The sequence below is a fragment of the Lentzea sp. CA-135723 genome (genome assembly GCF_050936595.1).
Lineage (GTDB): Bacteria > Actinomycetota > Actinomycetes > Mycobacteriales > Pseudonocardiaceae > Lentzea.
Genome location: NZ_JBNJMK010000001.1, coordinates 7,352,521 through 7,378,771, shown reverse-complemented (window position 1 = coordinate 7,378,771; position 26,251 = coordinate 7,352,521). Strand labels below are relative to the sequence as shown.

General features: G+C 68.0%; 19 protein-coding genes. 6 read left to right on the top strand and 13 right to left on the bottom strand.

Features of this window, described 5'->3' with window-relative positions:
- The first annotated feature begins 113 nt into the window (after positions 1-113).
- The gene (locus ACQEU1_RS34595) at positions 114-605 is read left to right on the top strand and encodes a beta-class carbonic anhydrase (RefSeq protein ID WP_433210694.1); all 492 of its coding nucleotides are present in this window, start codon (positions 114-116) and stop codon (positions 603-605) included.
- On the opposite strand, the gene ACQEU1_RS34590 is transcribed toward ACQEU1_RS34595, so the two are convergent.
- Positions 602-1,051 (bottom strand): hypothetical protein, encoded by a 450-nt coding sequence (locus ACQEU1_RS34590; protein WP_433210693.1) that lies wholly within the window; start codon positions 1,049-1,051, stop codon positions 602-604. The two genes, ACQEU1_RS34595 and ACQEU1_RS34590, sit on opposite strands and share 4 nt — an antisense overlap.
- Positions 1,044-1,685, bottom strand: coding sequence for a hypothetical protein (locus tag ACQEU1_RS34585; protein WP_433210691.1), 642 nt, complete (start codon positions 1,683-1,685; stop codon positions 1,044-1,046). Before ACQEU1_RS34585 ends, ACQEU1_RS34590 begins: the two co-directional genes overlap by 8 nt.
- A 142-nt stretch (positions 1,686-1,827) precedes the next feature.
- Between ACQEU1_RS34585 and ACQEU1_RS34580 the strand changes: the two genes are divergently transcribed.
- Complete coding sequence (locus tag ACQEU1_RS34580; RefSeq protein WP_433210690.1) at positions 1,828-2,787, top strand: hypothetical protein; 960 nt, start codon at positions 1,828-1,830, stop codon at positions 2,785-2,787.
- Between the two features lie 15 nt (positions 2,788-2,802).
- Here the strand turns inward: ACQEU1_RS34580 and ACQEU1_RS34575 are convergent, their stop codons facing one another.
- Positions 2,803-3,279 carry a hypothetical protein gene (locus ACQEU1_RS34575; RefSeq protein WP_433210688.1) on the bottom strand — a complete coding sequence of 159 codons (477 nt, stop codon included), beginning with the start codon at positions 3,277-3,279 and terminating at the stop codon, positions 2,803-2,805.
- Positions 3,279-4,385, bottom strand: a complete 1,107-nt coding sequence (gene rlmN / locus ACQEU1_RS34570) for a 23S rRNA (adenine(2503)-C(2))-methyltransferase RlmN (protein WP_382441039.1) — start codon at positions 4,383-4,385, stop codon at positions 3,279-3,281. Before rlmN ends, ACQEU1_RS34575 begins: the two co-directional genes overlap by 1 nt.
- A gap of 194 nt (positions 4,386-4,579) precedes the next feature.
- On the opposite strand from rlmN, the gene ACQEU1_RS34565 reads away from it, so the two are divergent.
- The gene (locus ACQEU1_RS34565) at positions 4,580-4,966 is read left to right on the top strand and encodes a PadR family transcriptional regulator (protein WP_433210685.1); all 387 of its coding nucleotides are present in this window, start codon (positions 4,580-4,582) and stop codon (positions 4,964-4,966) included.
- Between the two features lies 1 nt (position 4,967).
- Here ACQEU1_RS34565 and ACQEU1_RS34560 read toward each other — a convergent pair whose 3' ends face one another.
- From ACQEU1_RS34560 to ACQEU1_RS34550, 3 genes are read right to left on the bottom strand one after another with little or no spacing between them, the layout of a single operon-like run.
- Positions 4,968-5,945 carry an aldo/keto reductase gene (locus ACQEU1_RS34560; protein ID WP_433210683.1) on the bottom strand — a complete coding sequence of 326 codons (978 nt, stop codon included), beginning with the start codon at positions 5,943-5,945 and terminating at the stop codon, positions 4,968-4,970.
- Between the two features lie 23 nt (positions 5,946-5,968).
- On the bottom strand, positions 5,969-6,589 hold the full coding sequence (locus ACQEU1_RS34555; protein ID WP_433210681.1) for a hypothetical protein: 621 nt from the start codon (positions 6,587-6,589) through the stop codon (positions 5,969-5,971).
- A 1-nt stretch (position 6,590) separates the two neighbouring features.
- Complete coding sequence (locus ACQEU1_RS34550; RefSeq protein ID WP_433210679.1) at positions 6,591-16,115, bottom strand: polymorphic toxin-type HINT domain-containing protein; 9,525 nt, start codon at positions 16,113-16,115, stop codon at positions 6,591-6,593.
- Between the two features lie 334 nt (positions 16,116-16,449).
- On the opposite strand from ACQEU1_RS34550, the gene ACQEU1_RS34545 reads away from it, so the two are divergent.
- Positions 16,450-18,390 carry a tachylectin-related carbohydrate-binding protein gene (locus tag ACQEU1_RS34545; RefSeq protein ID WP_433210677.1) on the top strand — a complete coding sequence of 647 codons (1,941 nt, stop codon included), beginning with the start codon at positions 16,450-16,452 and terminating at the stop codon, positions 18,388-18,390.
- Positions 18,391-18,435: 45 nt separating this feature from the next.
- On the opposite strand, the gene ACQEU1_RS34540 is transcribed toward ACQEU1_RS34545, so the two are convergent.
- Positions 18,436-19,179: a class I SAM-dependent methyltransferase gene (locus ACQEU1_RS34540; protein ID WP_433210675.1), complete on the bottom strand. Its 744-nt coding sequence runs from the start codon at positions 19,177-19,179 to the stop codon at positions 18,436-18,438.
- A gap of 96 nt (positions 19,180-19,275) precedes the next feature.
- Here ACQEU1_RS34540 and ACQEU1_RS34535 point away from each other — a divergent pair, with 96 nt between their 5' ends.
- Positions 19,276-20,094, top strand: coding sequence for a VOC family protein (locus ACQEU1_RS34535; RefSeq protein WP_433210673.1), 819 nt, complete (start codon positions 19,276-19,278; stop codon positions 20,092-20,094).
- Positions 20,095-20,327: 233 nt separating this feature from the next.
- Here the strand turns inward: ACQEU1_RS34535 and ACQEU1_RS34530 are convergent, their stop codons facing one another.
- The 5 genes from ACQEU1_RS34530 to rpsB all read right to left on the bottom strand — a co-directional run bounded on the left by ACQEU1_RS34530 (position 20,328) and on the right by rpsB (position 24,406).
- Positions 20,328-21,182 carry a phosphatidate cytidylyltransferase gene (locus ACQEU1_RS34530; RefSeq protein ID WP_382441044.1) on the bottom strand — a complete coding sequence of 285 codons (855 nt, stop codon included), beginning with the start codon at positions 21,180-21,182 and terminating at the stop codon, positions 20,328-20,330.
- A 66-nt stretch (positions 21,183-21,248) separates the two neighbouring features.
- A complete protein-coding gene (frr, locus tag ACQEU1_RS34525; protein ID WP_433210671.1) occupies positions 21,249-21,806 on the bottom strand; it encodes a ribosome recycling factor in 558 nt (185 codons plus the stop codon).
- Between the two features lie 61 nt (positions 21,807-21,867).
- The gene (pyrH, locus tag ACQEU1_RS34520; protein ID WP_301325822.1) at positions 21,868-22,578 is read right to left on the bottom strand and encodes a UMP kinase; all 711 of its coding nucleotides are present in this window, start codon (positions 22,576-22,578) and stop codon (positions 21,868-21,870) included.
- A gap of 115 nt (positions 22,579-22,693) precedes the next feature.
- Positions 22,694-23,509, bottom strand: a complete 816-nt coding sequence (gene tsf, locus ACQEU1_RS34515; protein ID WP_433210669.1) for a translation elongation factor Ts — start codon at positions 23,507-23,509, stop codon at positions 22,694-22,696.
- Between the two features lie 72 nt (positions 23,510-23,581).
- Complete coding sequence (rpsB, locus tag ACQEU1_RS34510) at positions 23,582-24,406, bottom strand: 30S ribosomal protein S2 (protein ID WP_433210667.1); 825 nt, start codon at positions 24,404-24,406, stop codon at positions 23,582-23,584.
- Between the two features lie 591 nt (positions 24,407-24,997).
- Between rpsB and ACQEU1_RS34505 the strand changes: the two genes are divergently transcribed.
- On the top strand, positions 24,998-25,390 hold the full coding sequence (locus ACQEU1_RS34505) for a M23 family metallopeptidase (RefSeq protein ID WP_433210665.1): 393 nt from the start codon (positions 24,998-25,000) through the stop codon (positions 25,388-25,390).
- The last annotated feature ends 861 nt before the right edge of the window (positions 25,391-26,251 follow it).

Sequence of the window (26,251 nt, the reverse complement as noted above, 5' to 3'; positions counted from 1 at the left end):
GTCGGCCCCCGCTTGTGTCTGAGTGGGGGCCTTTCCCAACCTCCGGGCGCTGTTGCGGGTATGCGCATACGACAGTTTGCTCACCTATACATCCAGGTGAGAGGACTTGAACCATGTCGGTGACCGACGAACTGCTCGCCAACAACGCCGCCTACGCCGCCCAGTTCTCCGGGCCGCTCCCGCTACCGCCCGCCAAGCACGTGGCCGTCGTGGCGTGCATGGACGCCCGCATCGACGTGTACCGCGTGCTGGGCCTGCAGGAGGGCGAGGCGCACGTCATCCGCAACGCCGGCGGTGTCGTGACCGACGACGAGATCCGCTCGCTCGCCATCAGCCAGCGCCTGCTCGGCACGCGCGAGATCATCCTGATCCACCACACCGACTGCGGCATGCTGACGTTCACCGACGACGACTTCAAGCGGTCGATCCAGGACGAGGTCGGCGTGAAGCCCGCCTGGTCCGCCGAGGCGTTCGGTGACCTGGAGGAGGACGTGCGGCAGTCGGTCTCGCGCATCACCGGCAACCCGTTCGTGCCGGTGAAGGACTCGGTGCGCGGCTTCGTGTTCGACGTGGCGACGGGCGAGCTGACCGAGGTGAAGCCCTAGACGCAGGCCCAGCAGTAGAGCCGTTCGCCGTTCTCCTTCGCCTGCACGGCAAGGGCTTTGAGGTCTTTCAGGATCTCGGCGAGCACCTTCGGGTCGAAGCCCTCCAGCTCCTCGATCCCCGCCCACCGCACCGCGACCTCGTCCAGGTCACCGGCGTCCGCGAGCACGTCCCGCAGGCCGTCGGTGACCGTGAGGACCAGCACCTCGCCGTCGTGCTCGATCGCGATGTCGTCAGCACACCGCGGGTCGTCGGAGATCTCGTCGTACGACCGCCCGGTGAGCAGTTCTTCCAACTGCCCCATGACGACCGCCGGGTCGAGCGACTTGGTCTCGACCGTCGGGAACCGGCCCACCGGCCCGCCGTCGATCGCGGTGGCGGCGGCTTCGTCCGTCGGCGCGGCGAAGTAGTCGTACAGGACGCCCATTTTCGTTGCCCCCTCAGGCATGCACGCGATGCTCGTCGCAGTAGACCACGTGCAGCCACTTCCAGTGCCGCCGGCTCTCGGTGATCTCCGCGCAGCAATGGGTGCCCGGGCTCTCGTGCATGTGCCGCGGGCAGTCCTCGACCAGCCGCAGCAACTCCTGCCCGCCGACGTGGAAGGCCGGCGCACTGCCGACGACGAACACCGTCTCCCCCACGACCTCGCCGCGCAGCAGGTCCCTGTTGTCCCGGTGGAAGAGCCGGCTGTAGTCGGGTTCCGGCCCGAACCCTTGGCAGACAACGGTGTGCGGCCGCCCGCCGCGCAGCTTCGCGCGGACCTCCTGCCACTTCGACAGCCGGAAGCCCAGGCTGTGGTGCATCAGCACCAGGTCCAGGAAAGGCCCGTCGCTCCACGAGCACGCCCGGTCGCTCTGCTTCAACGGCAGGTACACCAGCGTGCGCGGCGACCGCATCGCGAACGCCCACGCCATCGCGATCTCGCGCGCCGCAGACTTGTCCACGCGGGACTCGACGCCCATGTACCCCTCGTACAGCGGCGCGTGCTTCAGCGGCCGGGCAGGTCGCACCACCCGGTACTCGTCCTTGCCCAGCCGCACTGTGCTGACGAGCGTGCGCCAGCGTTCCCCCTCGAGTTTCATCGCGGGCAACGCTAGAGCGCCCCTCCACCCCGGGCGACAGATTTACGTCCGTCGCCCGACCTGATGAAACTCTGTGTAACCGATCGGTCACAGTGCTACGTTCCGAAGGATTGCAGACCACGTCTTCAGGGGGTTGACGACGTTGAAACGCAAGTTCTCGGGCCTCGTCGTGATCGGGGTCCTTCTCGCACTGGTGTCGCCGGCCCCGGCGCAGGCGGCGGAACGACCGGGCGGCAAGGAGAGCTACGCGGTCTCGATCGGCCAGGTGGCGCCGGAAGGCACCCCGCCGACGGGCAAGGAGTTCGCCCGGCTCGCCATGTACTACTTCGACCTCGACGGCACCGTGCGCGAGGCGTTCTGGTTCTGGAGCTGGAGCATCGGCTACCCGGCCGCCACCATCGGCCCGACCTCGGCGGGCTGCGACAACTGCAAGATCCACACCGCCGGCGGCTTCCAGAACGGCGCCGAGGTCAAGGAACTGCGCGGCACCTACACCGTCACCGGCGACAAGCTCGCCATCTCCTGGAGCAACGGCGCCACCGAGAACTGGACGGTGAGCCGTCCGGAGACCGGCATCAGCGTGATCGGGCTGACCGGCTCGAGCTACGGCGCGAACGTCGGCCAGGGCTACGGCAGCAACGTCAGGACCACGGTCTCCGTGCCGCTCGACAACATCCCGAAGAAGCGCTACCCCGGCGAGTTCCGCTACAACGCCTGGGACGCCAAGAACGAGAAGATGACGTCCGACTGGGGCACCTCGGGCATCAACCTGCAGGAGTTCAAGAAGTGCAACGGCAACTGCCTCAGCGCCGCCATCGCGGTCGCCGACAGCTCGACCGCCTGCTCGGCCTGCAAACCGGGTGAGCAGAAGGCGGTCCGCTACTACCTGGCGTCCGACGGCGGCCGCAAGAACTACTACGAGCACTTCTGCACGTGCCTGCTGCAGGGCGGCAACACCTGCTACACCGGCGGCTCACACCTCAAGCCGATGCTCCAGGTGATCGACGACGCGCAGAAGTTCCGCGGCTGGGTCGGCATTGAGGCTCAGCAACGGATTGCGAACCGCGGCACGCTCGGCGTGCACTGGTACACGGACGTCTGATCGGTCCGCGCCGGGTCAGGTCACCACGAAGGGCGTGTGGCCTGGCTCGACGCGGTCGACCACCAGGTCCGCGAACACCAGCGAGATGTGGTGTCCGTTGGCCTCGATCACCACCTCGTGCATGGGCATCCCGAGCCGCTTCGACCACGCCTGCGCGGCCGCGGAGTCCGCTACCACCTTCGCGCCGGGGTAGAGCACCTGCCAGCGCACACCCCAGACGTACCCGTCCAGGTCGTCCCGGTCCTGCCAGCCGTCGACGAACGCGTCGTCGAGGGACCTGTGCCACGTGTGCGGCGCCACCGAGGTCGTGACCGCCGCGTGGACGCAGTGCCGGAAGCGGTACCGCAGGTGCTCCGGCGGAATGCCCGTGACGGGATCGGAGGTGGCGCAGACGAAGACGTCGTAGTCGCGCATGTAGTCGGTGAAGCCGTGGAAGACGAGCGCCTGGTCGAAGACGTCGTCGAGCGCCGCACCGATCTGCGCGGCGTCCATCAGCCCTCGGCAGCCAGCTGACCGCAGGCCGCGGCGATCTCCTGCCCCCGCGTGTCTCGCACCGTGCACTCGACGCCCTGCTCCCGCACCCGCCGCACGAACTCCCGCTCCACCGGCTTCGGCGACGCGTCCCACTTCGACCCGGGAGTCGGGTTCAACGGGATCAGGTTCACGTGCACCAGCTGCCCGAGGTGCTTGCGCAGCTTCTTGCCGAGCAGGTCCGCCCGCCACCCCTGGTCGTTGATGTCGCGGATCAACGCGTACTCGATGCTGACACGGCGCCCGGTCTTGTCCGCGTACCCGCGCGCCGCCTCCAGCACCTCGGCGACGTTCCACTTCGTGTTGACCGGCACCAACGTGTCGCGCAGCTCGTCGTCCGGCGTGTGCAGCGACACGGCGAGGCGGACCTGGAGGTTCTCCTCGGTCAGCTTCTTGATCGCGGGCACCAGACCGACCGTCGACACCGTGACGTGCCGCTGCGAGATGCCCAGGCCGTCCGGCGCCGGGTCGCAGATGCGGTGCACGGCCTCGAGGATCCGCTTGTAGTTCGCGAGCGGTTCGCCCATGCCCATGAAGACGATGTTCGACAGCCGGCCGGGACCACCGGGCAGGTCGCCGTCGCGCATGGCGGCGGCGCCGAGGCGCACCTGGTCCACGATCTCCGCGGTCGACAGGTTGCGCTGCAGGCCGCCCTGGCCGGTCGCGCAGAACGGGCAGGCCATGCCGCAGCCCGCCTGTGAGGAGATGCACAGCGTCGCGCGGTCGGGGTAGCGCATGAGCACGGACTCGATGAGCGTGCCGTCGTGCGCGCGGAGCAGGGTCTTCGCCGTGGTGCCCTCGTCAGCGGTGACCTTGCGCACGACCGTGAAGAGCGGCGGCATCAGGTCGGCCACGAGCTTCTCGCGGGCGTCGGCCGGGATGTCGGTCATCTCGGCCGGGTCGACGGTCAGGCGGCTGAAGTAGTGGTTCGACAGCTGCTTCGCCCGGAACGGCTTTTCACCAAGGGCCGCAACGGCTTCCGCGCGTTGGGCTGGCGAGAGGTCGACCAGGTGGCGCGGCGGCAGGCCGCGCTTGGGCGCGTCGAAGACAAGGGGAAGCGAAGTCATAGCACATCCAGTGTCCCACGAAGTTCGCCGACCTAAGACCGTTGCATCGCGATAGCTTCCGATATATCGTTAACGGCATGATGATGAAACCACACCACAGAGAGCACCACCACAGGCATCGCCGCGGTCCCTTCGGGGGCGGCGGCAGGGGCGGCCGCCAGAGGCGCGGCAACGTCCGGGCGGCGGTTCTGTCCTTGCTGGCAGAACGGCCGATGCACGGCTACGAGATCATCCAGGAGATCGCCAGGCGCACCGGCGGCGTGTGGAGCCCGAGCCCCGGCTCGGTCTACCCGACGCTGCAGATGCTCGCCGACGAAGGCCTCGTCTCCTCGACCGAAGAAGGAGGCAAGAAGCTGTTCACCGTCACCGAACACGGCAGGGCGGAGCACACGGCCCCGCCCTGGCACGACATCGACATCCAGCTCGACCCGGTCGACGGCGAGCTGCGCACCGCGGTGCGGCTGCTCGGCGCCGCGATGGAGCAGATCTCCCACGCGGGCACGCCGGAGCAGAAGACCCGCGCGGTCGAGCTCTACAACGAGCTGCGGCGCAAGCTGTACGCCATCCTCGCCGAGGAGTGAGCTACCACCGGTCGTGCACGTGCGGCCGGATCAGCTCGTCGTACACCTCGGCGACGGCCTTGCCGTCGACCGGCTCCAGTGACGCCGCGTGCGAGTTGGCGCGCGCCTGCTCCACGTTGCGGGCGCCGGGAATCACCACCGTGACGCCGGACTGGTCCACGATCCACCTGAGCGCGAACTGCGCCATCGTGGCCCCCTCAGGCACCAGCGGCCGCAGGCGTTCCACCGCCTCCAGGCCGACCTCGTACGGCACGCCGGAGAAGGTCTCGCCGACGTCGAACGCCTCACCGTTGCGGTTGTAGTTGCGGTGGTCGTCCGCACCGAAAGTCGTTGCCTTGTCGTACTTCCCGGTCAGCAGACCGGACGCGAGCGGCACCCGCGCGATGATCGCCACCCCGGCCTCGGCGGCCGCGGGCAGCACCTGCTCGAGGGGCTTGTGCCGGAACGCGTTCAGGATGATCTGCACGCTGGCCACGTGCGGGCGCCTGATCGCCTCCAGCGCCTCCTCGACCTTCTCCACCGACACGCCATAAGCAGCGATCCGTTGCTGCTCCACCATTTCGTCCAAGGTGTCGTACACCTCGTCGCGGCTGTAGACCGCGGTCGGCGGGCAGTGCAACTGCACGAGGTCCAGGGTGTCGACGCCCAGGTTGCGGCGGCTCCGGTCGTTCCACGCGAGGAAGTTCTCCCGGTTGTAGCCCTCGCTGACCTGCGCCGGCAGCCGCCGCCCCATCTTCGTGGCGACGAAGATCCCGTCGTCCTCGCGCTCCTTCAGGAAACGCCCGACCAACGTCTCGCTGCGACCGTCGCCGTAGACGTCGGCGGTGTCGAAGAAGTCGACCCCCGTGTCCGCAGCGGCGTGCAGCAACGCGAGCGCGTCGCTCTCGTCCACCTCGCCCCAGTCGGCACCGAGCTGCCAGCAGCCCAGCCCCACGACGCCGACCTGACGGCCCAACCTGCCTGCGCTTCGCGTCTCCACGAACCGAGAGCCTAGTCCGCGCTTCAGTCGCCGACCGCTTCCGACGCGATGGTCGCGAGCTCGCGTCGCAGCGCGGTCGACAAGTCCGAAACACGACTCAAAGCATCGCGCTCATCCGCGATTCGAAGTATCTCCAGCTGCGTGAAAATCTCCCAAGCAGGCAGCGGAGCGATTTCCTCATACGGGCTTGGCGACCGCGACCCATACTCTTCCACAGCGGGAAGTCCCATCGCGTCAAGAAGCTGCGCAATGTCTCCGGAAAGTGACGAACAAAAGTCGGACCATTCCCTGAGCGAGGAAACTGCGGTGTCCAATCCGGCCCGCAGCACCATCTCGGACGCCATCGCCAGCAACTCGGCTCGTTCTGACTCCTCGGGGAGCTCGCCTGTCTCAGGATCCGCAGAGTGAGCGGCCAACCCCTGCTGCCTGGACACCACGGCACGCAGAACGGCGCCCACGTCGTCCAGGCGCCCCAACTCCGCCAGCGAATCCTCAGAGAATGGCGCATCGCTCCCATCCACCGCGCCGGCCGCGACTAGCACGGCCGATGCGCGGTGAATACACGCCAGTGCACTCAGGACTAACGCCCGAGAAGACGCACCTTCAAGCGCGGAAGCAAGCTCGCCGTACGGTCCCTGCGGCATGTCACATACTCCAGAACATTCGCCAAGGTGAGTTCATCTTGCTCGACCGGAAACCGGGCCCACCGACAGTAATACCGTTTCCAGTCAAATCAGGGTAGCAGTTGCTCCAGCAGATGCCTGTCGAGGTGCCGCCTTCGACGATCCCCCACTCCTGGACCCCGGTCTCCTTGTTGAAGAGGTTGTTGATGATCGTCTCTTCGGCGTGCCCATCTCCCTTCTGGAAGATCTCGTCAGCACCAAGCGAATCGTTCTTGCGCCAACCGGTGGGCATGTACTTCTTGTTGCTCGCGACCCAGGTCTGTTCCAAGGCCTTTCCGGCGTCGTCGACGAGGCCGGTCAAGCTCCGGACTCGCACGACCGAGGTCGTTCCGCTCCAGCCTGCCTGCTTCTGAAGTTCGGTCGCACGCTGCATCGCCTGGAAGGCTCCACAAGGAGTTCCGCCACCTGCCCCGTAGTTGTGAACGAGAACCGACGCGTTGCCGACCAAGACGTAGTAGGTGTGCAACCCGTCGACCGTGAGGTTGTAAACCGTGCGGTGCTCAGTCCACTTGGCGATGCCTGTGACCTCGACCAACGCCCCGTCTGCGGTGCGGAGGTCGTCGCCCGGCTCGAGCCCCTTCGCGTCGCGCCACGTCTTGCGGTCTTCGACCCAGAACGGGTGTCCACCGGTCGCCGTGAGGGAATCGGTCCTGTCACCCGCCTCGCCATCGGTGTCGACGGTGACCTTGACCAGTTCCTTCGCGCCCGTTCCAACGATCAGGTCAGTGACCTTGCGAGAACTCGTCTCCCCGGTCGTCGGGTCGGTGGCCACCACCTCGTCGCCGACTTGGACCTGCTCGATCGGCTTGGTGGAGCCGTCCGCCATCAGCACGCGTGTGCCGGCGACAAAACTGTTGCGACCACGCAGACACCCCACCGCACTGGCGACTTCGTCACCGTACTTCTGCAAGCCCTTGCCGATGAGCTTTCCGGCCGTCGCCGCCGCCCCCGCGAACGGCACCAATGCCGCCGCAGACAAAGCCGCGTTCACGTAGTCGCCCTCAGCGAGGTACCAGACCGCGTTGATGCCATCCGCGATCTCGCCGACCACCGGGATCATGCCGACCACGTCGAGGATCGTGTGCCCGACCTCGGACCAGTCGAGGTTGCTGACCTTGTTCTCGACCCACTCCCAGAAGCCCACGTCCTTGGGCTCGCCGACCGACTTGATCACGGGCTCACCGCCGGTGACCTTGTCGACGTCCCTCTTGATGGACTCCTGCTGGTCGGCGACCTGGTTGTCCGACACCTGCTGGGCGGGCGCGTCCGGCGACGACGACACCGGCGGGGCGATGGAGTCGCCGGCCGAGCCGCTGAAGATCGGGGTCGTCGCCGCGGCCACCTGAGGCAGCGGGTTGTTTCGGGCGGCAGACACGGAGGCGTCCCGCGCTACCTGGGTCGGTGACGGTCCTGGCCGGTAGACGCCGACTCCACCCGTGTTGTTCTTTCCCGGGCTGATCGTGCGGCCGGGGATGTTGCCGCCACCGAACGAGTCGCTGGAGGAACCTCCACCGTCAGTCCAGTAGGTCGGGCCACAGCCACCACTGGAGCACCAGGGCTGCGGGTCGGCCGGGACGGGGCGTCCCATGTATTGCTGTACTTCGTAAGCGCCCCAACCGATGAGCCCGACGACAGCGACCACGCCGAGGCAGATCGGACAGTGACCGTCCGGGTCGTCGTAGTTCGTCGGCGCACCCAGCCCGTAGGCGTAGCGGTTCGCCAGACCGGAAGGCGACGACGGCAGCGAGATGCTGTCCCGAGCCGTGAAGCCACCCGTTCCAGGCGAGTACCAACGGGCACCCATGTCCACTTCACCGCTGGCCGGATCCGTGTAGTCGCCCTGGAACCCGAGCGACCGCTTCGCACCGGCGGAAGCCATCGCCTGCCCGAACGGGTCGAACGCCGCGCTGTCGGTCAACGACTGCAGCGAACCGGCAGGATCGAACCCGCCGACCAGGTCCCCGTGCCGATCGCTGACCGTCAGACGCTGCTGATCGCCCTGCGCGAGCGCCTGCAACGACCCGTCAGCCCCGCGGCTGAACCGCGACTCGCCGTCCGAGACCAGGTCCAGCGAGTTGCCCGCGTAAGTGAACTTCTTGCCGTTGCGCGCACTCAGCCGGTCGAGGCCGTCGTACGCGAACCGCGTCTCACCGTTGCGCACCGCACGGTCGAACGAGTCGAAGCCGTACTTCTCCTCCAGCCCGGACGAGACACGAGCGGCCAAGGTGCCACGAGCCGACCACTTGTAGGTGTAGTCGCCGTCGCCCTGCAGCCGGTTGCGCTCGTCGTAGGTGGCGGTCTTCGCGCCGGCACGCACGCGGTTGCCCGCGTCGTCCCAGCCGTAGTCGGTACGGGTGCCGTTGAACGTCCACCCGGTCAACCGGTTCGAGTAGTCGTACTCGTAGGTGTTCGTGCCGGAGCCCGCGAGACCCGCGGTCGTCTTCGACGTCAGCCGGTCCGCGAGGTCGTAGCCGTAGTCGATGGACGCCGCGGTGGTGCCGCCGGCGCCTGCCAGCTTGTCGGTCTTCAGACGGCCGTACTCGTCGTACCCGAACGAACGGGTGCGGTCGGCGCCGTAGCTGACGATCTTGACCTGCCCGGCCTCGTTGTAGCCCAGCGTCTGCACGGCGCCGGTCACCGAATCCTGCGTGGTCGCGGCGCGGCCTTGCAGGTACGAGTACCGCGAGGTGCCGGACTCGTCGGTGCGGGTGGCCATGCGGCCGTTGGAGTCGTAGGTGAACGACGACTTGCCGGAGGGGCCGTCTGTGGTGAGCAGCGCGCCGCGGTCGTTGTACGTCAGGACGTTGGTGCCGCCGGGAGCGTTCGACTCGACCATGAGGCCGGCCAGGTCGTAGCGGAGGGTGCGCGCGTCGGTCGACTCCTCGGCGCCGGTCCCGGTTTCACCCGTCAGGCGGTCCAGCAGGTCGTACGTGCGGGTGCGCGTGACACCACCAGGAGCCGTGACCTTGTCCGGGTTGCCGTTCAGGTCGTAGCCGACGGTCCAGGTGCGGTCCGCTGCCTGCGGGTGCACCGTGGTCGAGGGCTCGACCGTCGACTCACCGAGCCCAAGGCTGTTGACCGTGTACAGGGTCTTGTTGCCCCGGCCGTCGGTGAACCTGGTCCGGTTGCCGGCCGCGTCGTAGCCGAACGACGTGGTGATCGACTTGTTGTCGGCCACCGGTTCGACCTGGCTCGTGACGCGCCTCATCGCGTCGTAGGTGAAGGTGGTCGCGCGCTGGTACGGGTCCGTCGTCTGCACGAGGTTGCCGGCGCGGTCGTAGGAGTTGCGCGACATGCGCAACAACGACTCGTTCGCGTCGAGCGAGTACTGAGTGGACGGACGCCCCGCCGTGTCGTAGGTCTGGAACGTGGTGCGGTTCAGACCGTCGGACACCCGCGACTGACGGCCGATGCTGTCGTAACCGAGCTTGGTCACGACGCCGGCGGGATCGGTGGACGAGGTCCGCTGTCCCACCGCGTCGTACGCGTAGGTGCTGACCTCTTCCAACGGCGAGGTGACCGTCTTGAGGTTGCTCGCGTCGTCGTAGGTCATGCGCGTCGTGAACGCGGACGGCGTCGGAAAACGCTCCAGTTGCGTGGAGGTGACCGCGCGACCGAGATCGTCGTAGGTCGTCTCCACGCGGGCACCGGTCGGATCGGTGACCGACAGCTGCTCACCGGAACGGGTGTAGCTGTAGAGCCAGGAACCCGTCGTACGGCCCGCTGTCGCGGCGTCCGCCTGGTACCGCGCGACAAGGCGGCGCTGCTGGTCGTAGCTGAACTCGGTGACGGCGCCCCGCGGGTTGGTGACCTTGCGGACGTCACCGAGCGGCGTGTACTCGGTCAGCGTGACGGCGCGGGCGGCCGTCGTGGTGCCCGGCTTGGTGTAGTCGGGCGACTCCGCCCGCACCACGCGGCCGAGCTTGTCGAACGCCTGCTTGCTTACGTTCCCGTTGGCGTCCTTGAGCTCCGTGCCACCACCGAAGGTGTCGAGTCCGGTTTGGACGGTCGGACGCGCGGACACGGCGACACCGTTCGTCTCCACCTGCACCGTCGGCGACGTCACCGCGACGAGCCGGCCGCCTTCGTCGTAGGTGTAGTTGGTGGTGAACGCGGCGGCGTCTGCTCCGGCGGCCGTCCCTCGCGGGTCGGTGGCGGAGGAGAGGAGGCCGCGCTGGTCGAAGACGCTCGACGTGGTCAGCCGCTCCGTGCCGTTGAACGAGGTCTCGCTCGTGCGTCGGCCCGCGGTGTCGTAGCCGTACTCGACGGCGAACGTGCGCGGAGCGTCCTGGTGAACGCTGTTCGACGGCTTGCCAGTGATGGCGACCTTGGTGACGTTGCCACCCGCGTCGTAGTCGTACGACGTGGTGCGGCCGAGGCCGGCGGGGTCGGCCTTCTCCGTCTTGACGCGGTTCAGGACGTCGTAGGTCTTCTCCACGACTAGGCCGCCCGCGTTCACGACCTTCGCGACGTTGCCGGCCTTGTCGTAGGTGAACTCCTGCAGCACCAGGTCGCGCGTCGCGCCGGAGGAGTCGAACGGGTCCTTGATCTTCGACGCGATGACCCGGCGAACCGTGTCGTCCTTGTAGTACTCGTAACGCTTGCTGCGGCCCATCGCGTCGGTCTCGCGCGTCAACCTGCCCGCGACGTCGTACGCGTAGGACTTCAGCACCAGCGTGTCGAGCACGGTCTGGTCACCATCGCCGTCGCCGCCGGGACCGCCCGGTCCGACCGGGTCGCCGTGCCACGCCCGCAGGCGCACCTCGGCGATCTTGTTCCGGCTGGTGTACGCGTACTCGTACTTCGTGCCGACCGCGTCCACGGTCCACGCGAGGTTGCCGAACGAGTCGTAACCGCTGGTGGTCACGTTGCCCTCGGGGTCGGTGACCCTCGCCGCCCTGCCGCGGCCGTCGTACTCGGTGGTCACCTGCCGCGTCTGGTCGCCGCCGGTCAGATCGCTGACCTTGGCCTCGATGACGTTGCCGTCTGCGTCGTACTCGTAGGTGGTCCGCTGGGTGTGCTTGACGCCGGTGATCTTGTTCGTGGTGGCCGGGCGCGTGATCGTCTTCTGCCGCGAGAGCTCGTCGTAGGTGAACGTCGTGGTCTGGCCCTGCGGATAGGCCGTGGAGACCTCTGTCTGGGTGATCTTGCGGCCGAGCTTGTCATAGGTGAACCGGGTGACCAGGCCCGCCGCGTTCTTCACCGACTCCAGGTCGCCGGACTGGTAGTAGGTGTACTTCGTTTGCACGTTGCGCGCGTCGGTCGTGGTCTCCACCAGGCCGGCAGGTCCGACCGAGGACGAGGTCGTGTACGTGTGCCGCACCATCGACCCGTCCGGCAGGCGCTGCGACTCGAACAGGCCGCGCACTCCCACACCCGTGTAGGTGTTCGTGGTGCGGTAGGTGGTGTCGTCGGCGTGGGCCGAACGGCCGTCCGCTGACGTGAGCAGCTTGCCGTTGCGCGGGTCGGTGAGGTCACTCGGGTTGTTGTAGTAGCTGAAGTACGAGGTCTGGCAGTCCGTCGTGGACGTGCGGCAGGTCTTGCGCGAGATCGCGTTGCCACGCGTGTCGTTGGTCAGCTGGACCTGGTTGCCGTTCTCGTCCGTGATCTTGTTCATGAAGCCGCGGTCGTCGTAGTCGAACGACCGCACGCCGGCACCGCGGTTGGGCCCGCCACCCCACGGGTCGCCTCCCGGCGGCACAGGACCGCCGATGGCCATGTCCTCAGGGCGCACACCCTGGCCGAGCGGCGTGAGCGAGCGCAGGATCCGGCCGCGTGAAGGGTCGTAGTCGGCGTAGTGGAACCGGTTGCCCGGATCCGTGACCATGGTGGTGCGCACCAGGTTCTGCTCGGTGCCGGTGACCGCGGGCGCGGCGATCTTCCACAGGCCGCCGTCGCTGTCGGTGTACTCGCGCAGCCGGTCGTTGACGACGTCGTAGGCCATCGTGGCGGCGACGCGACCGCTCGGCAGCGTGATCTTGGTGAGCTGGTCGGACGGCTTGGCCATGCCGAAGTGCTGCTTCGCCGTGGTCGTGCCGATCGCGTGCTCGTAGAACGAGACCTCGTCGATCGTGCCCGAGAAGTAGCGCATACCGCCCGGCAGACCGGGCCACCCGTCGGTGTTGGCGGCACCGAGCTGGTTGTTCGTCATGGTGAGGTGGTCGATCTCACCGAGGGCGGTGTTGACGAGCTCGCCGTCGAGGAACAGCGACTGCGTACCGACGGATCCGGACAGCACGACGTGGTGCCACTGGTCGTTGTTGACGGTGCCGGTCGTGGTGATCGGCTCGGCCTTGCCGTTCCAGAAGTTGCCGCGCAGCTTGCCGTCCGTGCCGACCCACAGCACGGGCATCTGCGGTGTCGACGGCGTGGCGTCCTGCTTGAACTCGTAGTGCTGCATGCCGAGCAGCGGGCCACCGGACGTGGTCTTGAACCACATCTCCACGGCCAGGTCGCGGTTCTTCTTGATCAGACCGGCCGGCAGCTTCACGAACGACGACGTGCCGTTGAACTGCCTTGCGCCGTCGGGAGATCCCGCGATCGCACCGGGTGCCCAGGTGGTGTCGTTGGCGACGCCGTCGTCCTTGCCGAGGTTGGTGCGGACCTGGCTCTCGACCTTGGTCCCGGCGGGGTCGCCGAGCCGCCAGTACGAGCCGGGGTTCGCGTCGATCACCGCGCTGCGGTAGTGCGAGCCCTGGTCGTACTGGTACTGCGTGCACCCGGACTTCGGGTCGCACACCTTGGTCAGCTTGTCGCCGGTGTACTCGTAGTTCCAGGTGAGCTGCTGGTCGTTGTCGGCGTCGGCCCTCACCGACCGCACGTGCGCTGAGAAACCCGGCTGGGCGTCCACCCACGTGAACGTCAGCTTCCGCGCGTTGCGGGGGTTCACGACCTCCGAGAGCCTGCCGGTGGTCTGGTCGTACTTGACGTCGACGACCTGCCCGGTCTGGTCGGTGATCTTGGTGAGCTTGCCGTCCTGGGCGAACCGGTACGAGGTAGACCGGGTGTCGACCATGATCCAGCCGCCACCGAACTCGGCGGGTTCCGCGTGCAGGTCGGCCTGCCTGCCGGGCGCGGGTGCGAAGCCGCCACCGGGATTGCGGCCGAAGCGGACCTGCTGACCGTCGGGGTACGTCACGACGACGTTGCCCGAACCGTCGTTGTCCGGCACGACCCGCATGTCCCAGCGGGTCGACCAGCCCGCGCCGAACGCGAGGTCGCGGCGCGGGTCGAGGCTGTTGTAGGTGCGGGCGACCGACAACTCGGGCCCGGACCCGGACAGCGACACGTCGATGGCGCTCGAGAAGTAGTTGCCGTTCTGCGGATCGAACGCCTTGTTGGCACCGTTGTACGGCGCGTTCGCGAGGTGCGTGGTGATGCTCGGCTGGGGCACCGAGGTGAGCAGGTGGCTCCACGGCAGCGCCGGGTTCTCCAGGTCACCGTCGTAGGCGAAGGACTGCCAGACGTAGTCCTTGCCCCAGAACAGCTTCCCCGCCGGGACAGTCCACATGCGGGTGTCGATGCGGTCGGACTCGAAGCAGTTGTTCGTGACCTCGCCGTTCGAGAACTCGCAGACCTTGAAGCGGTACTGCAACGCCTTGCCGGGCGGCGAGTCGATGTCGACCGCGTCGGTCCACAGCTGGGGCGTCAGCGTCGGCGACGAATACCCGTTCGGCGGGTACTGCGCCTTGACCACCGGCTGGATGTTGTAGACGCGGAACGCCAGCCGCGCGGGCGGGATCTGCTCGTCGGTGAACCAGGGTCCGCCCTTGCGCAGCATGGAGAAGTCGAACAGGTAGCCGCCGGGACCGAGCGGGTCGATCTTGACGTCGACGGTCACCGACTCGCCGCGCTGCACGTTTCGCGGCAGCGCGGTTTCAGCGGTGCGAACCGGGTTGCCCTGCTCGGTGAAGGCCCGGTAGCCGAGCGCGTACGTGTCCGGGGTCCACGTCTCAGCGCCGCGGTTGGTCACCGTGAGCTTGACGAAGCCGTGGCTCTGCGCGTGCACCGGAGGTTCCGGCACGCCGCGATCGATGCGGTACTCGGCGTCGTAGGGGGTGTGTGTGATGTAGAGCCGCGGCGGGTTCGCGGTGTCGCGACCGGTGAACTTCTTCCAGCCGAAGTTGTCCGACTCGGACGCGCGGATGCTCAGGCCGTGGTTGGCCTGCTCTCCGGTGACCCAGCGCTGGATCAGGTCGCGGCCGGCGGCACCCAGGTTGACCTGCTCCGCAGCCGTCGGGCAGTTGGATCGCGTCTGACCAGGGCCGATGTACCCGTGCGCGAAGCTCGACTCGGTGAGCGCGGCGCCAACGGACGGGCCGGGGTAGCCGCCGCCACCCCACGGCGCGAGCACCGGGTGCACGCTGACCGGGCGCGGGCTGCAGGACCAGGACCAGTAGTTGGTGAGCGAGAGCGCGGCGCCGTGGATCTTGTGGTTGCGCAGGGTGTTCTCGACGCCCGCGAAGCCCAGGTAACCGGCGGAGTTCAGGCCGCCGCTGTTGCCGACCTTCAGCTCGGAGCCACCGTAGGTGTTCCACGTGCCCTGGTAGAAGCGGGCGTCCGAGGTGCCGCGGTTCTCGATGGTCGGGTCGACCAGCACCGGGTACTTGCGGACCGGGTCGCGCAGCCACGCGGAGTCCGCCTCGACGATCAGGTTCTGGCCGTCGATGCGGTACTTCACTCCGTAGGAGATGGCGGGGTCACCGGTGCGCGGGTCGACGTTGGAGTCGGTCATGAACCCGCGGGGAAAGCGGCCTCGCTCCTTGCCGTCGCGGTCGGACAGCACGACCTGCTCGTCCACGACCTTGGCGGTCAACCCCTTGAGCTGCAACGGGAACGTCCACGAGTGCGGCGCGTCGGCCGACTCCAGGACCAGGACCTCCTTGACGCCGCCCGCCTGCGCCTCGAACTTCAGGTCGACGCCGGGCAGCACCTTCGGGTACGTGACGGAGTTGCCGTTCGCGACGCCCGTCGACGCCGTCGTGCCCTGCAGGCCGAAGGAGACCTCGTGCTGGTCGTCGAACTTCAGCCGCACCATGGAAGTCGCGCCGGCATCGCGGGAGAGCCGGAGATCGGTCTGGTCCGCGGCGTTGCGCCAGCCCTCGGAGGTGCCGACGAACGTCGTGTCGATCGGCGCCCAGGTGCCGTCGGGCTTGCGGTAGTTGACGGCGCTCTGGCTGAACTCGGTGGTCAGAGTCCCGTCCGAGTTGCGGTAGGTGCGCTCCCGCTCGCCGCGCTCGTCCGCGAGTTCTTTGCTCGTCGCGGCGTCGAAACCGCGCACGGTCGCGGAGGCGGGCTTGACCTCGGCCTCGTTGCGAGGAGCACCAGCGTTCTGCGCCTCGATGCGCGGGTACTTGCTCTGCAGGGAGGCGGGCGCCTCCTGGTTCGGAAAGCCGTCGCTGACCTCGTGCGACTGGCCGTCCGCCGTGCCCCACTGCTGCTTCGGTGCCAGCGCCCGTGCCTCGGCGAGTTCACGAAGGCCGTTCAACTGTGGCATCAATTGAGATGCGTGTGGCCCGAAGAAGCCGATTGCCACCAGGATCGCAGCCAATAGGACGAACGTCCGCCTGCCCGCTCTTGCGCGCGACAGACTGATCCCCTTGCTTTTAGGCACAACTTCCCCCCAGAAAGTCCCAAACGACCTGCGTGACGGCCTCCCGTCTGACGCAGGGCGACCCAAAGAATGCTTCAAGCACGACTTCTCCGCAAGTCCCGAGAAGGAGGTAACGTTCGCCGCGCCTCGCACGATCGAAGCCGGGGTACGACCATCACTTGGGGGGATCACCGTGTACCAAAGGCCGAAGAGATTCGGTAGACCCGGCATGCGCAGCAGCGCCGTGCTGGCCGTCGCCGCGACTGTGACGTCGCTCATCCTGCCAGTTCAGCCCGCCGCGGCTGCGGAGCAGATCACCTGCCGCGAATCCGTCTCGATTTACGCCGCACTTCCCGGCGGCGAACTCCGTGAATATTTTCACAACACCCCGGAAACCGGCTCCTACGACTGGAACCCCGAGCGGGTAATCGCTTCGAACTGGTCGCAGATGACCGTGCTCACCGGAGCGGACGGCCGCCTCTACCAAATCACCAATGAAGGTGAGATGCGTCGCTACCGCCACGACGGCGGCGACTGGGAGCGTCCCGGAGGAAACTGGTACATCAGCCTGGGAACAGGCTGGGGGCTCTATCGCGATGCGGCTTACAAGAATCGCATCACGGTGGATTCGCGAGGTGACATCTACTTCATCGCCGCCAACGGTGACCTGACCTGGTCGCGGTTCAACGAGCAGTCCTCCACCTGGAACAAGAGGGTCATCGCGACCGGGTGGAACAGGTTCGACCTGATCACCGCAGCAGGCGATGGCGTGATCTACGCCCGTGACGCGAACGTCGACGGCGGCAAGCTCTACCGGTCCCACTTCCACGCCGATTCCCAGCGGCGATTCACCTACGTCGTACCGATGACCGGCGCCGGCTGGAACACGCGGCCACGCGTGTTCTCCCCCGGCGCGGACGTCTTGTACGGCGTGGAGACCAACGGCAATTTGTGGTGGTATCGGCGTTCTGAATCCACCGACTCGTGGGCGACGCAGACTCTGATCGGCCAGGGATGGGCTTCCGACTGGCAGATCGGCGCGATGTCCAACGCCTGCACGCTCACCGGATTGCCGACCGCGGTGCGGCCTGCTCCGCGTCCCGTCCGCGACCTCGACCGCAGTGAGCTGATCGAGGGCCCGAACGGTCTGGTCCAGGCTTTCTACGTCGACGCCTACGGCACGCTCAAGGCGGTCACGCAGCGCCAGGGATCGCCGATCGACTTCCTCGACGTCGCAGCGGTCGACTCGCCTTCGTCGATCAGCACGACCCCGAGCGCCATCATCGACAAGGGCGGTCAGCCGAACGTCTACGCGCTCGGCACGGACACCGAGACCTTTGAGGCAACGCGGGGAGCCGACGGCGGCACCTGGCCCGCGCTCGCACCGTTCGGCGGCTGGACGATCGGCCCCGCGAAGGCTGCGAAGTACCGGGACGGCCGCAAGCAGTTCTTCGCCGTGGATGAAGGCGGGCATCTGCTGGCCCGCAGCCAGATGGCCGTGGACGGACCCGTGTGGTCGTGGGCCACGATCGGCTTCTCCGACCTGGCCGGGGAGGTCACGGTCATGCCCGCCTCCGGGAACGACGACCTGGAGGTGCTGGTGACCTACGCCTCCGGTTTCGTGGTGACCTCGAGGTACGTCAACAGGGCTCTCACCAACGTGCGCATGGTGAGCGCGGGCACCATCACCGGTAAGCCTGCTGGAGTGGTCAAGCCCGACGGCAAGGTGCAGATCTTCGGGCGCAGGGCCGACGGCAAGATCTACACGGTGCGGGACACCGCGTCCGGGCTGGAGACCGCCTGGACCCCGATCGACGGGATCACCGCGAACGGCTCTCCGTCCGCGGTCATCAGCAACGGACTCATCAACCTCGCCGTCCGCGCCACGGACGGATACGTCTACACGAACAAGCAGACGACTCAGGGCGGTGCGTTCGCGGGCTGGACCAAGCTGGTCGACTCCCGAACCGGCAACGCGTGGCCGACGGACACCGAGCCGTCGATGGTCGCACTGAGCACCGGCAAGATCGTGGTGATGTACCGCAGTGCGGACGAGGTGACCTACGCGTTCGAGACCGCTCCGGCCTCGACGAGCGTGGCCGCCAGGTCTGCGGCGCCGGAGAACGGAACCAGGTTCGTCGGCGGTCCGTCGCCGAAGCCCAAGCGCTGAACCAGAAGGCGGGGAGTCTCCACGGAGACTCCCCGCCTTTCCCAGTCAGACGATCAAGCCCTTCGGCTTGCGCCGCACGTGCAGCCGATACCCGACCGGAAAGCTCAACCCGGCCACGGAAGCGATCGCCCGCTCCGCCACCTTCGCGGAGAACTCGATGCGCAGCACGGCCTCCAGGTCCTCACGCCGCTCGAACCGCCACTCGGCCGTGACGCGCCTGAGCGAGAACCCGTTGTCCGCGAAGAACTTCTCCACCACGACCGGGTCGTAACGCGGTTCGTCGGCGCGCAGCCAGGGCCCGTACGGATCGGCGAGACCGTCCAGGTCGACGATCACCAGTGCCCCGCCCGGCCGCAGCACCCGGTCCGCCTCGCGCAGTCCCGGCTCACATCCCGGGCCGAAGAAATAGGCCGTGCGCGCGTGCACCAGGTCTGCGGAGGCATCGTCGAGCGGCAATCCTTGGGCCGGCCCGGAAACGACCCGTGCATTGGATTCCGAAGCAATTCGTTGCTTCGCGCGAGCGACCAACGGCGGGTGCGGCTCCACTCCCGTGACGGACTTCGCCGTCCGGGCGAACAACGGCAGATGAAATCCGTCTCCGCAGCCCACGTCCACGACATCGTGGTCGGCAAACGGACATTCTTCGCGTATCGCCGCCCAGATCGCGCCCTGGACGTCCTGTGCGCGGTTCTCGACCTCGTAGACGTCAGGCCAATGCCAGATGTTCGGACTGGGCACGACATCTGCCGGACGCACCGCGTTCAGCGCCGCCCGCACGAATCCCCTCACAAAAGCCACTGTAGGGCTTCCATTTGTCAGCGACCGTACGAATTCGTCCAATCACGGCGTAGCGTTGTGGCATCTCTCCCCCTGCAGGAGGCGGCAGTGTCGATCGCGCCCAACACCCCCCAGCTCGCGCCGTTGCTGTCCGGAAGTCCGTGCTGGGTCGAAAGATCCGTCGACGACCTCAGGGGTGCGATCGAGTTCTACACAGGCCTGTTCGGCTGGCACTACGCCGACGACGCGGGCTACACCGTCGCGATGGTCGACGGCATCCCCGTCGCCGGACTGCCCCAGGGTGATCCGGAAGCGTGGCGGTTGTACCTGGTCACGCCCCATGCGCGCGCCACCGCGGAGAAGGCCTTCCACCTCGGCGGCTCGGTGCTGCGCAACCCCGAGGACGCCGCCGACCACACGCAGAGCACGGTGATCGCCGACCCGACCGGCGCCGTCGTCGGCTTCCGGCACGTGCCGCCGGAGTGGCGCTTCGGCATGGGCGGGCACGGTTCCTACGCGTGGGCCGAGCTCAACACCCGCGACGGCGCGGCGGCCGACGAGTTCTTCGGCGAACTGTGCCACTACGACATCACGCAGATCGGCGACGGTCACCGGCTGGACTACGCGTCGTGGTCCGTCGAGGGCACCGAGGTGATCGGGCGGCAGAAGATGGGCCGCGAGTTCCCGTACGGAGAGCGCTCCCACTGGATGGTCTACTTCAACGCCGCACCCGAGATCGGCACGGACTCGGTGGCGTACCGGGTGCTGGAGCTCGGCGGCCGTGTGACCGTCGAGCCGTACGACACCCCGTTCGGGCGCATCACCGTGGTCGAGGACCACGCGGGGATGGCGTTCTCCGTGATCGACCAGTCCCGCGTGATCGAGGCAGAGCCGCGCACCGAGGTGGACGACCCGTTCGACGACTGAAGCAGGCCGACGATCGTCTTCCCCGGCGGCACCCCGACGATGCACGTGGGGACGTCCGCTGTGCCTCGGGCATGGATGCGGACGAGTTCGTCGTGGCCGAGCGCGAGGCGGTGCCCTTGCGGGCGTCGAACGTGCCGAACGACGTTGGCGCGGTAGGTCCACTCGAACGCGGCCAGCGCCCCGTGGTCCTTATACCTACTGGTTACGGCGTCGCAGGGATGCCGTCACACGCGCTACTGCACGAAGAGGTGCAGCAGCAGCCAGGAGACGACGGCGGACGGGAGGAGCGAGTCCATCCGGTCCATCAGGCCGCCGTGGCCGGGCAGCAGCGTGCCCATGTCCTTGATGCCGAGGTCGCGCTTGATCAGCGACTCGACCAGGTCGCCCGCCGTGGCCGTGACGACGAGCGCGGCCCCGAACAGCACGCCGTGCCACCACTGGCCGTCGAGCAGCGTCGTCAGCGTGATCGCACCACCGACCATGCCGGCGACCAGCGAGCCCGCGAAGCCCTCCCAGGACTTCTTGGGGCTGATCGTCGGCGCCATCGGGTGCTTGCCGAGGAAGACACCCGCCGCGTAGCCGCCGACGTCCGACAGCACGACACCGATGATGAACGCGAACGCGCGCCCCGCGCCGTCGTCGGGAACGACGAGCATGGCCGCGAAGGCCGCGAACAACGGCACGTACGCGACCGTGAACACCGAGGCGCTCAGGTCGCGCAGGTAGCCGTCGGAACCGCCCCGGAACCGCCAGATCATGCACACCAGCACCGTGACCACGAACGCGGTCATCATGCCGGTGCGCTCCAGCGGCCAGGACAGCCAGAGGATCGCCTGGCCACCGATCAACGCCGGCCACAGGGCGACGGTGATGCCGGCCTTCTTGAAGGCGGTCGCGATCTCCCACGTCGACACCGCGACCGCGGCGGCGACGATCGCGATGAACGTCTCCTTCACGGTCAGCAGCGACGCGATGATCACCGCGCCGAGGCCGACGCCGACGAGGATCGCCGCCCGCAGGTCACGTCCCGCGCGCGACGGCTTCGACGCCGGCACGTCCGCGGGACCGCCTGCCACCTGTGCTCCCATCACGACCTCCGCCCGGCCAGGGCCATCACGCCTGCCGCGACTCGGCCGGGCGAACCATCAGGGAAATCAGACTTCGAGAAGCTCGGCTTCCTTGTGCTTCACGAGCTCTTCGACCTGCGCGACGTACTTGTGGGTGAGGGCTTCGAGCTCCTTCTCCCCACGCGCGCCGTCGTCCTCGCCGACCTCGCCGTCCTTGACGAGGCGGTCGATCTCTTCCTTCGCCTTGCGGCGGACACCGCGGACGGAGACCTTGGCGTCCTCGCCCTTCTGCTTGGCGACCTTCACCATGTCCCGGCGGCGCTCCTCGGAGAGCTGCGGGATGACGATGCGGATGATCGAGCCGTCGTTGCTCGGGTTGACGCCCAGGTCGGAGTCCCGGATCGCCTTCTCGATCGCGTTCAGCTGGCCCGCGTCGTACGGCTTCACGACCGCCATGCGCGCCTCGGGGACCGTGATGCTCGCCATCTGGTTCAGCGGCGTCATCGAGCCGTAGTAGTCGATGTGGATGCGGTTGAACATCGAGGGAGTCGCACGACCGGTTCGGACGGAGGAGAGGTTCTCCTTCGCCACCGAAACCGCCTTTTCCATCTTCTCCTCGGCGTCGAGGAGGGTCTCGTCGATCACGACTGCTCCTTGCTCTGCGTGTTCGTGCCCAATTCCCGGTCCTGGAGAGATCCCACCAGGTCTAGAAGGCCGGACGGCCACCGGGGGTGCTGACCAGAGTGCCGATCTTCTCACCACGCACCGCGCGAGCGATGTTGCCCTCGGTGAGGAGGTTGAAGACGAGGATCGGCATGTTGTTGTCCATGCAGAGGCTGAAGGCCGTGGCGTCGGCGACGTTGAGGCCGCGCTCCAGCACCTCGCGGTGGGTGATGTTGTCGAACATCAGCGCGTCCGGGTCGATCTTGGGGTCGGCCGTGTAGACGCCGTCGACGGCCTTCGCCATCAGGACGATCTCGCAACCGATCTCCAGCGCGCGCTGGGCGGCCGTGGTGTCGGTGGAGAAGTACGGCAGACCGGCGCCGCCACCGAAGATGACGACGCGCTTCTTCTCGAGGTGGCGCATCGCGCGGCGCGGGATGTACGACTCGGCGACCTGCGTCATCTGGATCGACGTCTGCACGCGGGTGTCGATGCCGTGCTCGCGTTCCAGGAAGTCCTGCAGCGCCAGGCAGTTCATGACCGTGCCGAGCATGCCCATGTAGTCGGCGCGCGAGCGGTCCATGCCGCGCTGCTGGAGCTCGGACCCGCGGAAGAAGTTGCCACCACCGATCACGACGGCCACCTGCACGCCGGACTTGTGGACGGCCGCGATCTGCCGGGCGACTGTCTGGACGACGTCGGGATCCACACCGACGCCACCGCCGCCGAACATCTCGCCACCGAGCTTGAGCATCACCCGGTTGTAGCCGTGGCTACCTTCTTCGCTCACAGGTCCTCTCCTCGCGTGAAGTCTGCGGACATGCTGAGGGCGGGGTCGCCGTTGTGTCGCAACCCCGCCCTCACTGCAATCAGCTCTGGCCGACCTCGAACCGAGCGAAACGGGTCACCGTCACGCCGGCCTCGTCCAGAAGAGCCTTGACCGTCTTCTTGCTGTCCGTCACGGAAGCCTGCTCGAGGAGCACGACGTCCTTGAAGAAGCCGTTGACGCGACCCTCGACGATCTTGGGGAGCGCGCCCTCGGGCTTGCCCTCCTCGCGAGCGGTCTCCTCGGCGATGCGGCGCTCGTTGGCGACCAGCTCCTCCGGGACGTCCTCACGGGTGACGTACTTCGGACGCATGGCCGCGATCTGCATCGCGGTGCCCTTCGCGACCTCGGCGTCGTCACCGGTGTACTCGACGAGCACGCCCACGGCGGGCGGCAGGTCGGCGGCGCGCTTGTGCAGGTAGACCGAGACGGTGCCGTCGTAGTCGACGGCCTTCGCCAGCTCGAGCTTCTCGCCGATCTTGGCGGAGAACTCCTGGACCAGCGCGTCCACGGTCTTGCCGTCGACCTCGACGGCCTTGAGGGCCTCGACGTCGGCGACCTTGTTGGCCTTGGCGAGCGCGACGATGTCGTCGGCCAGGGCGATGAAGTCGGCGTTCTTGGCCACGAAGTCGGTCTCGCAGCGAAGCTCGACCATCGCGCCGTCCTTGACGGCGACGAGGCCGTTGGACGTGGTGCGCTCGGCGCGCTTGCCGACGTCCTTCGCGCCCTTGATGCGCAGGATCTCGACGGCCTTGTCGAAGTCGCCGTCAGCCTCGTCCAGCGCCTTCTTGCAGTCCATCATGCCGGCGGCGGTCAGCTCGCGGAGCTTCTTGACGTCCGCGGTGGTGTAGTTCGCCATCGTTTTCCTTCTGCGATGTACGCGCTTGAGTCACGCGGCGCCCGCTGGTGTGCGGGCGCCGCGTGGGGGAAATCAGGACTGGACGGGCTGCTCGGCCGGGGCCTCGGCCGGGGTGGTGTTGGTGAGGAGCTCCTGCTCCCACTCCGCCAGCGGCTCGTCGGCGGCGACCTCGGGCTTGTCCTGGCCCTCGGCGGCGTCGCGGCGAGCACCGGAGCGCTGCATGAGACCGGCGGCGGCGGCCTCGGCCACGACCTTGGTCAGCAGAGCCGCGGAACGGATCGCGTCGTCGTTGCCCGGGATCGGGAACTCGACCTCGTCCGGGTCGCAGTTGGTGTCGAGGATCGCGACGATCGGGATGTTCAGCTTGCGAGCCTCACCGACCGCGATGTGCTCCTTCTTGGTGTCCACGATCCACACGGCGCTGGGCACCTTGGACATGTCGCGGATACCGCCGAGCGTGCGCTCGAGCTTGTCCTTCTCGCGGTTCATCATCAGGATTTCCTTCTTGGTGAAACCCTGGAAACCGCCGGTCTGCTCCATCGACTCGAGCTCCTTGAGGCGCTGAAGCCTCTTGTGGACCGTCGAGAAGTTGGTGAGCATGCCGCCCAGCCAGCGCTGGTTCACGTAGGGCATGCCGACGCGGAGCGCCTCGTTGGCGATGGCCTCCTGCGCCTGCTTCTTCGTGCCGATGAACAGGATCGACCCGCCGTGCGCGACCGTCTCCTTGACGAACTCGTAAGCCCGGTCGATGTAGGTCAGCGTCTGCTGCAGGTCGATGATGTAGATGCCGTTGCGCTCGGTGAGGATGTAGCGCTTCATCTTCGGGTTCCAGCGCCGGGTCTGGTGCCCGAAGTGCACGCCGCTGTCGAGCAGCTGCTTCATGGTTACGACGGCCATGGCCGGTTCGCACCTCATCTGTAGGACGCGCGAGGTCTCGCCTTTGCGCGTCGATCCGGTTGACGCCTCCAGCCGGAGTCCGGCCTTCAGCCCTGGTGCCACCGCCTCAGCCCGCACCCGTGGCGCATCTCTGCACCGTCGGGACCGTCGGACGTCGTGACTCGACCAAACTGAACCAGCAAGATCGGATCTGCGTTGGCACGCGAAGTCGCCCCGCACACAGACGGGACGCGCCCAAAAGTCTACTCCGATCCCCCGTCAAACCTCGAATCGCCCCCTCCCTCCCGCACCGACTTGTCCACAACCGGCGAGTAATCCACAGATCCCAGATCCCCGCTGGTCCCCAACCCTCCCCGCCCCCACCGTTGACCCATGCCCCTCACCACCCCCGCCCTGCTCCTGACCGCCCTCCTCACCCCGGCGCTCCTACCGGCTCCCCCAGCCCCACGGCCGCCACCCGCCCCAACGACCGCCTCCGCCCTGCCAGGCCCGGCGCAGACCTCTCCGCCCGTCGCACCCGGCCCACCCCTCGCACCCGGCCCACCCCGGCCGGACGCCCGCCACTCGTGGCCCCTGCCACCCCCGCACCAGGTGGTCCGCGCCTTCGAGGCCCCGGCCACCCCGTTCGGCCCAGGCCACCGAGGCGCCGACCTGGCCGCGCCAGCAGGCACCCCGGTCCTGGCCTCAGCCGACGCCACCGTCCACTACGCAGGCGCGGTAGCGGCCAGAACCCTCGTCTCCCTGCGCCACCCAGCGGGCCTGAGCACCACCTACGAACCGATCACCCCCACCGTGACCGCAGGTCACCGAGTCCGCCGAGGCGACGTGATCGGCCACCTCCAACCAGGCCACTGCCCCACCCCGTGCCTGCACTGGGGAGCCCGCAGGGCCACCACCTACCTGAACCCCCTCCACCTCCTGACCACGGGCAAGGTCCGCCTGCTCCCCCTACCCCCGACCACCACCCAGCCCAGGGACGGCTGACAGCCCAGCGCCGCGCGACTCCGGACACCGCCGGCGGCGCTCCCCCGCGGGCCGCTCCCGCCGACCTCCCCCGGCGGTGGAGCACCGGCGCGACCCCGTTGCGCGCCAATCGCCCGCCAGGCGGGCCGGGAGGCGGCCCACCCCCAACCAGGCCAGCCTCCCGGCCCACCCAACCCGCCCACCACCCGCCAACCACCCGCGCCGCTCGCCGGCTGCAAACCAGCCGCTACCCGGCTCCCCAACCACGCGACGCGCCGCACGCCAACCGCCCTACCAGCCGGCACCACCCGCTCCCCCGGCTGCCCGAGCTCTGGTGCCGTTCCCCCGACCGCCGGCTGCCCCACCGCACGGCACCGCCGCTCTTCTCGACTGCCAACCACCCACGCAACTCGCCAGCCACAACCATCCAGCGTCCAGCCCCCGACCGCCTAGGTCACCGGCGCCCCAGGTCACCGGCCCCTGACCGCGCGGCGGAACCATCCGCCAACTACCCGTCAACCGGCACCACCGCTCGCCAACTGCCCGACCCACCGGCGCCGCTCACACGCTGCGCAACCACCCGCCGCCCCACGTTCGCCGGCTGCCCGACTTCCGGCGTCGCTGTTCGCCGGCTGCCCGGTTTCTGACCAGCCCACCTGGGTGCGGAACAGGCACGCTCTGGGCGGGCGCGGGAGGGCCATCCTGGGAGCGCAGCGGTTCGCCGCGCAGGCCTCGGCTACTCGCTCCGCCTGACCTCGGGCGAGGCGCTGGGGCGGGAGTGGCGGGTTCGCCCGGCTCGTTGGTCTGGCCTGGTGGTGGATGCCCGAGTGGGCACGGGGCGTGCTTGGACTGAGCCCAAGGGCCACCCGTTCGAGTGAATTC

Bases quoted from the DNA above. Each gene is read 5' to 3' on its own strand.
- ACQEU1_RS34595 (WP_433210694.1), top strand. From the start codon at position 114: ATGTCGGTGACCGACGAACTGCTCGCCAACAACGCCGCCTACGCCGCC.
- ACQEU1_RS34590 (WP_433210693.1), bottom strand. From the start codon at position 1,051: ATGCCTGAGGGGGCAACGAAAATGGGCGTCCTGTACGACTACTTCGCC.
- ACQEU1_RS34585 (WP_433210691.1), bottom strand. From the start codon at position 1,685: ATGAAACTCGAGGGGGAACGCTGGCGCACGCTCGTCAGCACAGTGCGG.
- ACQEU1_RS34575 (WP_433210688.1), bottom strand. From the start codon at position 3,279: ATGGACGCCGCGCAGATCGGTGCGGCGCTCGACGACGTCTTCGACCAG.
- rlmN (WP_382441039.1), bottom strand. From the start codon at position 4,385: ATGACTTCGCTTCCCCTTGTCTTCGACGCGCCCAAGCGCGGCCTGCCG.
- ACQEU1_RS34555 (WP_433210681.1), bottom strand. From the start codon at position 6,589: ATGCCGCAGGGACCGTACGGCGAGCTTGCTTCCGCGCTTGAAGGTGCG.
- ACQEU1_RS34545 (WP_433210677.1), top strand. From the start codon at position 16,450: ATGCGCAGCAGCGCCGTGCTGGCCGTCGCCGCGACTGTGACGTCGCTC.
- ACQEU1_RS34530 (WP_382441044.1), bottom strand. From the start codon at position 21,182: ATGGGAGCACAGGTGGCAGGCGGTCCCGCGGACGTGCCGGCGTCGAAG.
- pyrH (WP_301325822.1), bottom strand. From the start codon at position 22,578: ATGCTCAAGCTCGGTGGCGAGATGTTCGGCGGCGGTGGCGTCGGTGTG.
- tsf (WP_433210669.1), bottom strand. From the start codon at position 23,509: ATGGCGAACTACACCACCGCGGACGTCAAGAAGCTCCGCGAGCTGACC.
- rpsB (WP_433210667.1), bottom strand. From the start codon at position 24,406: ATGGCCGTCGTAACCATGAAGCAGCTGCTCGACAGCGGCGTGCACTTC.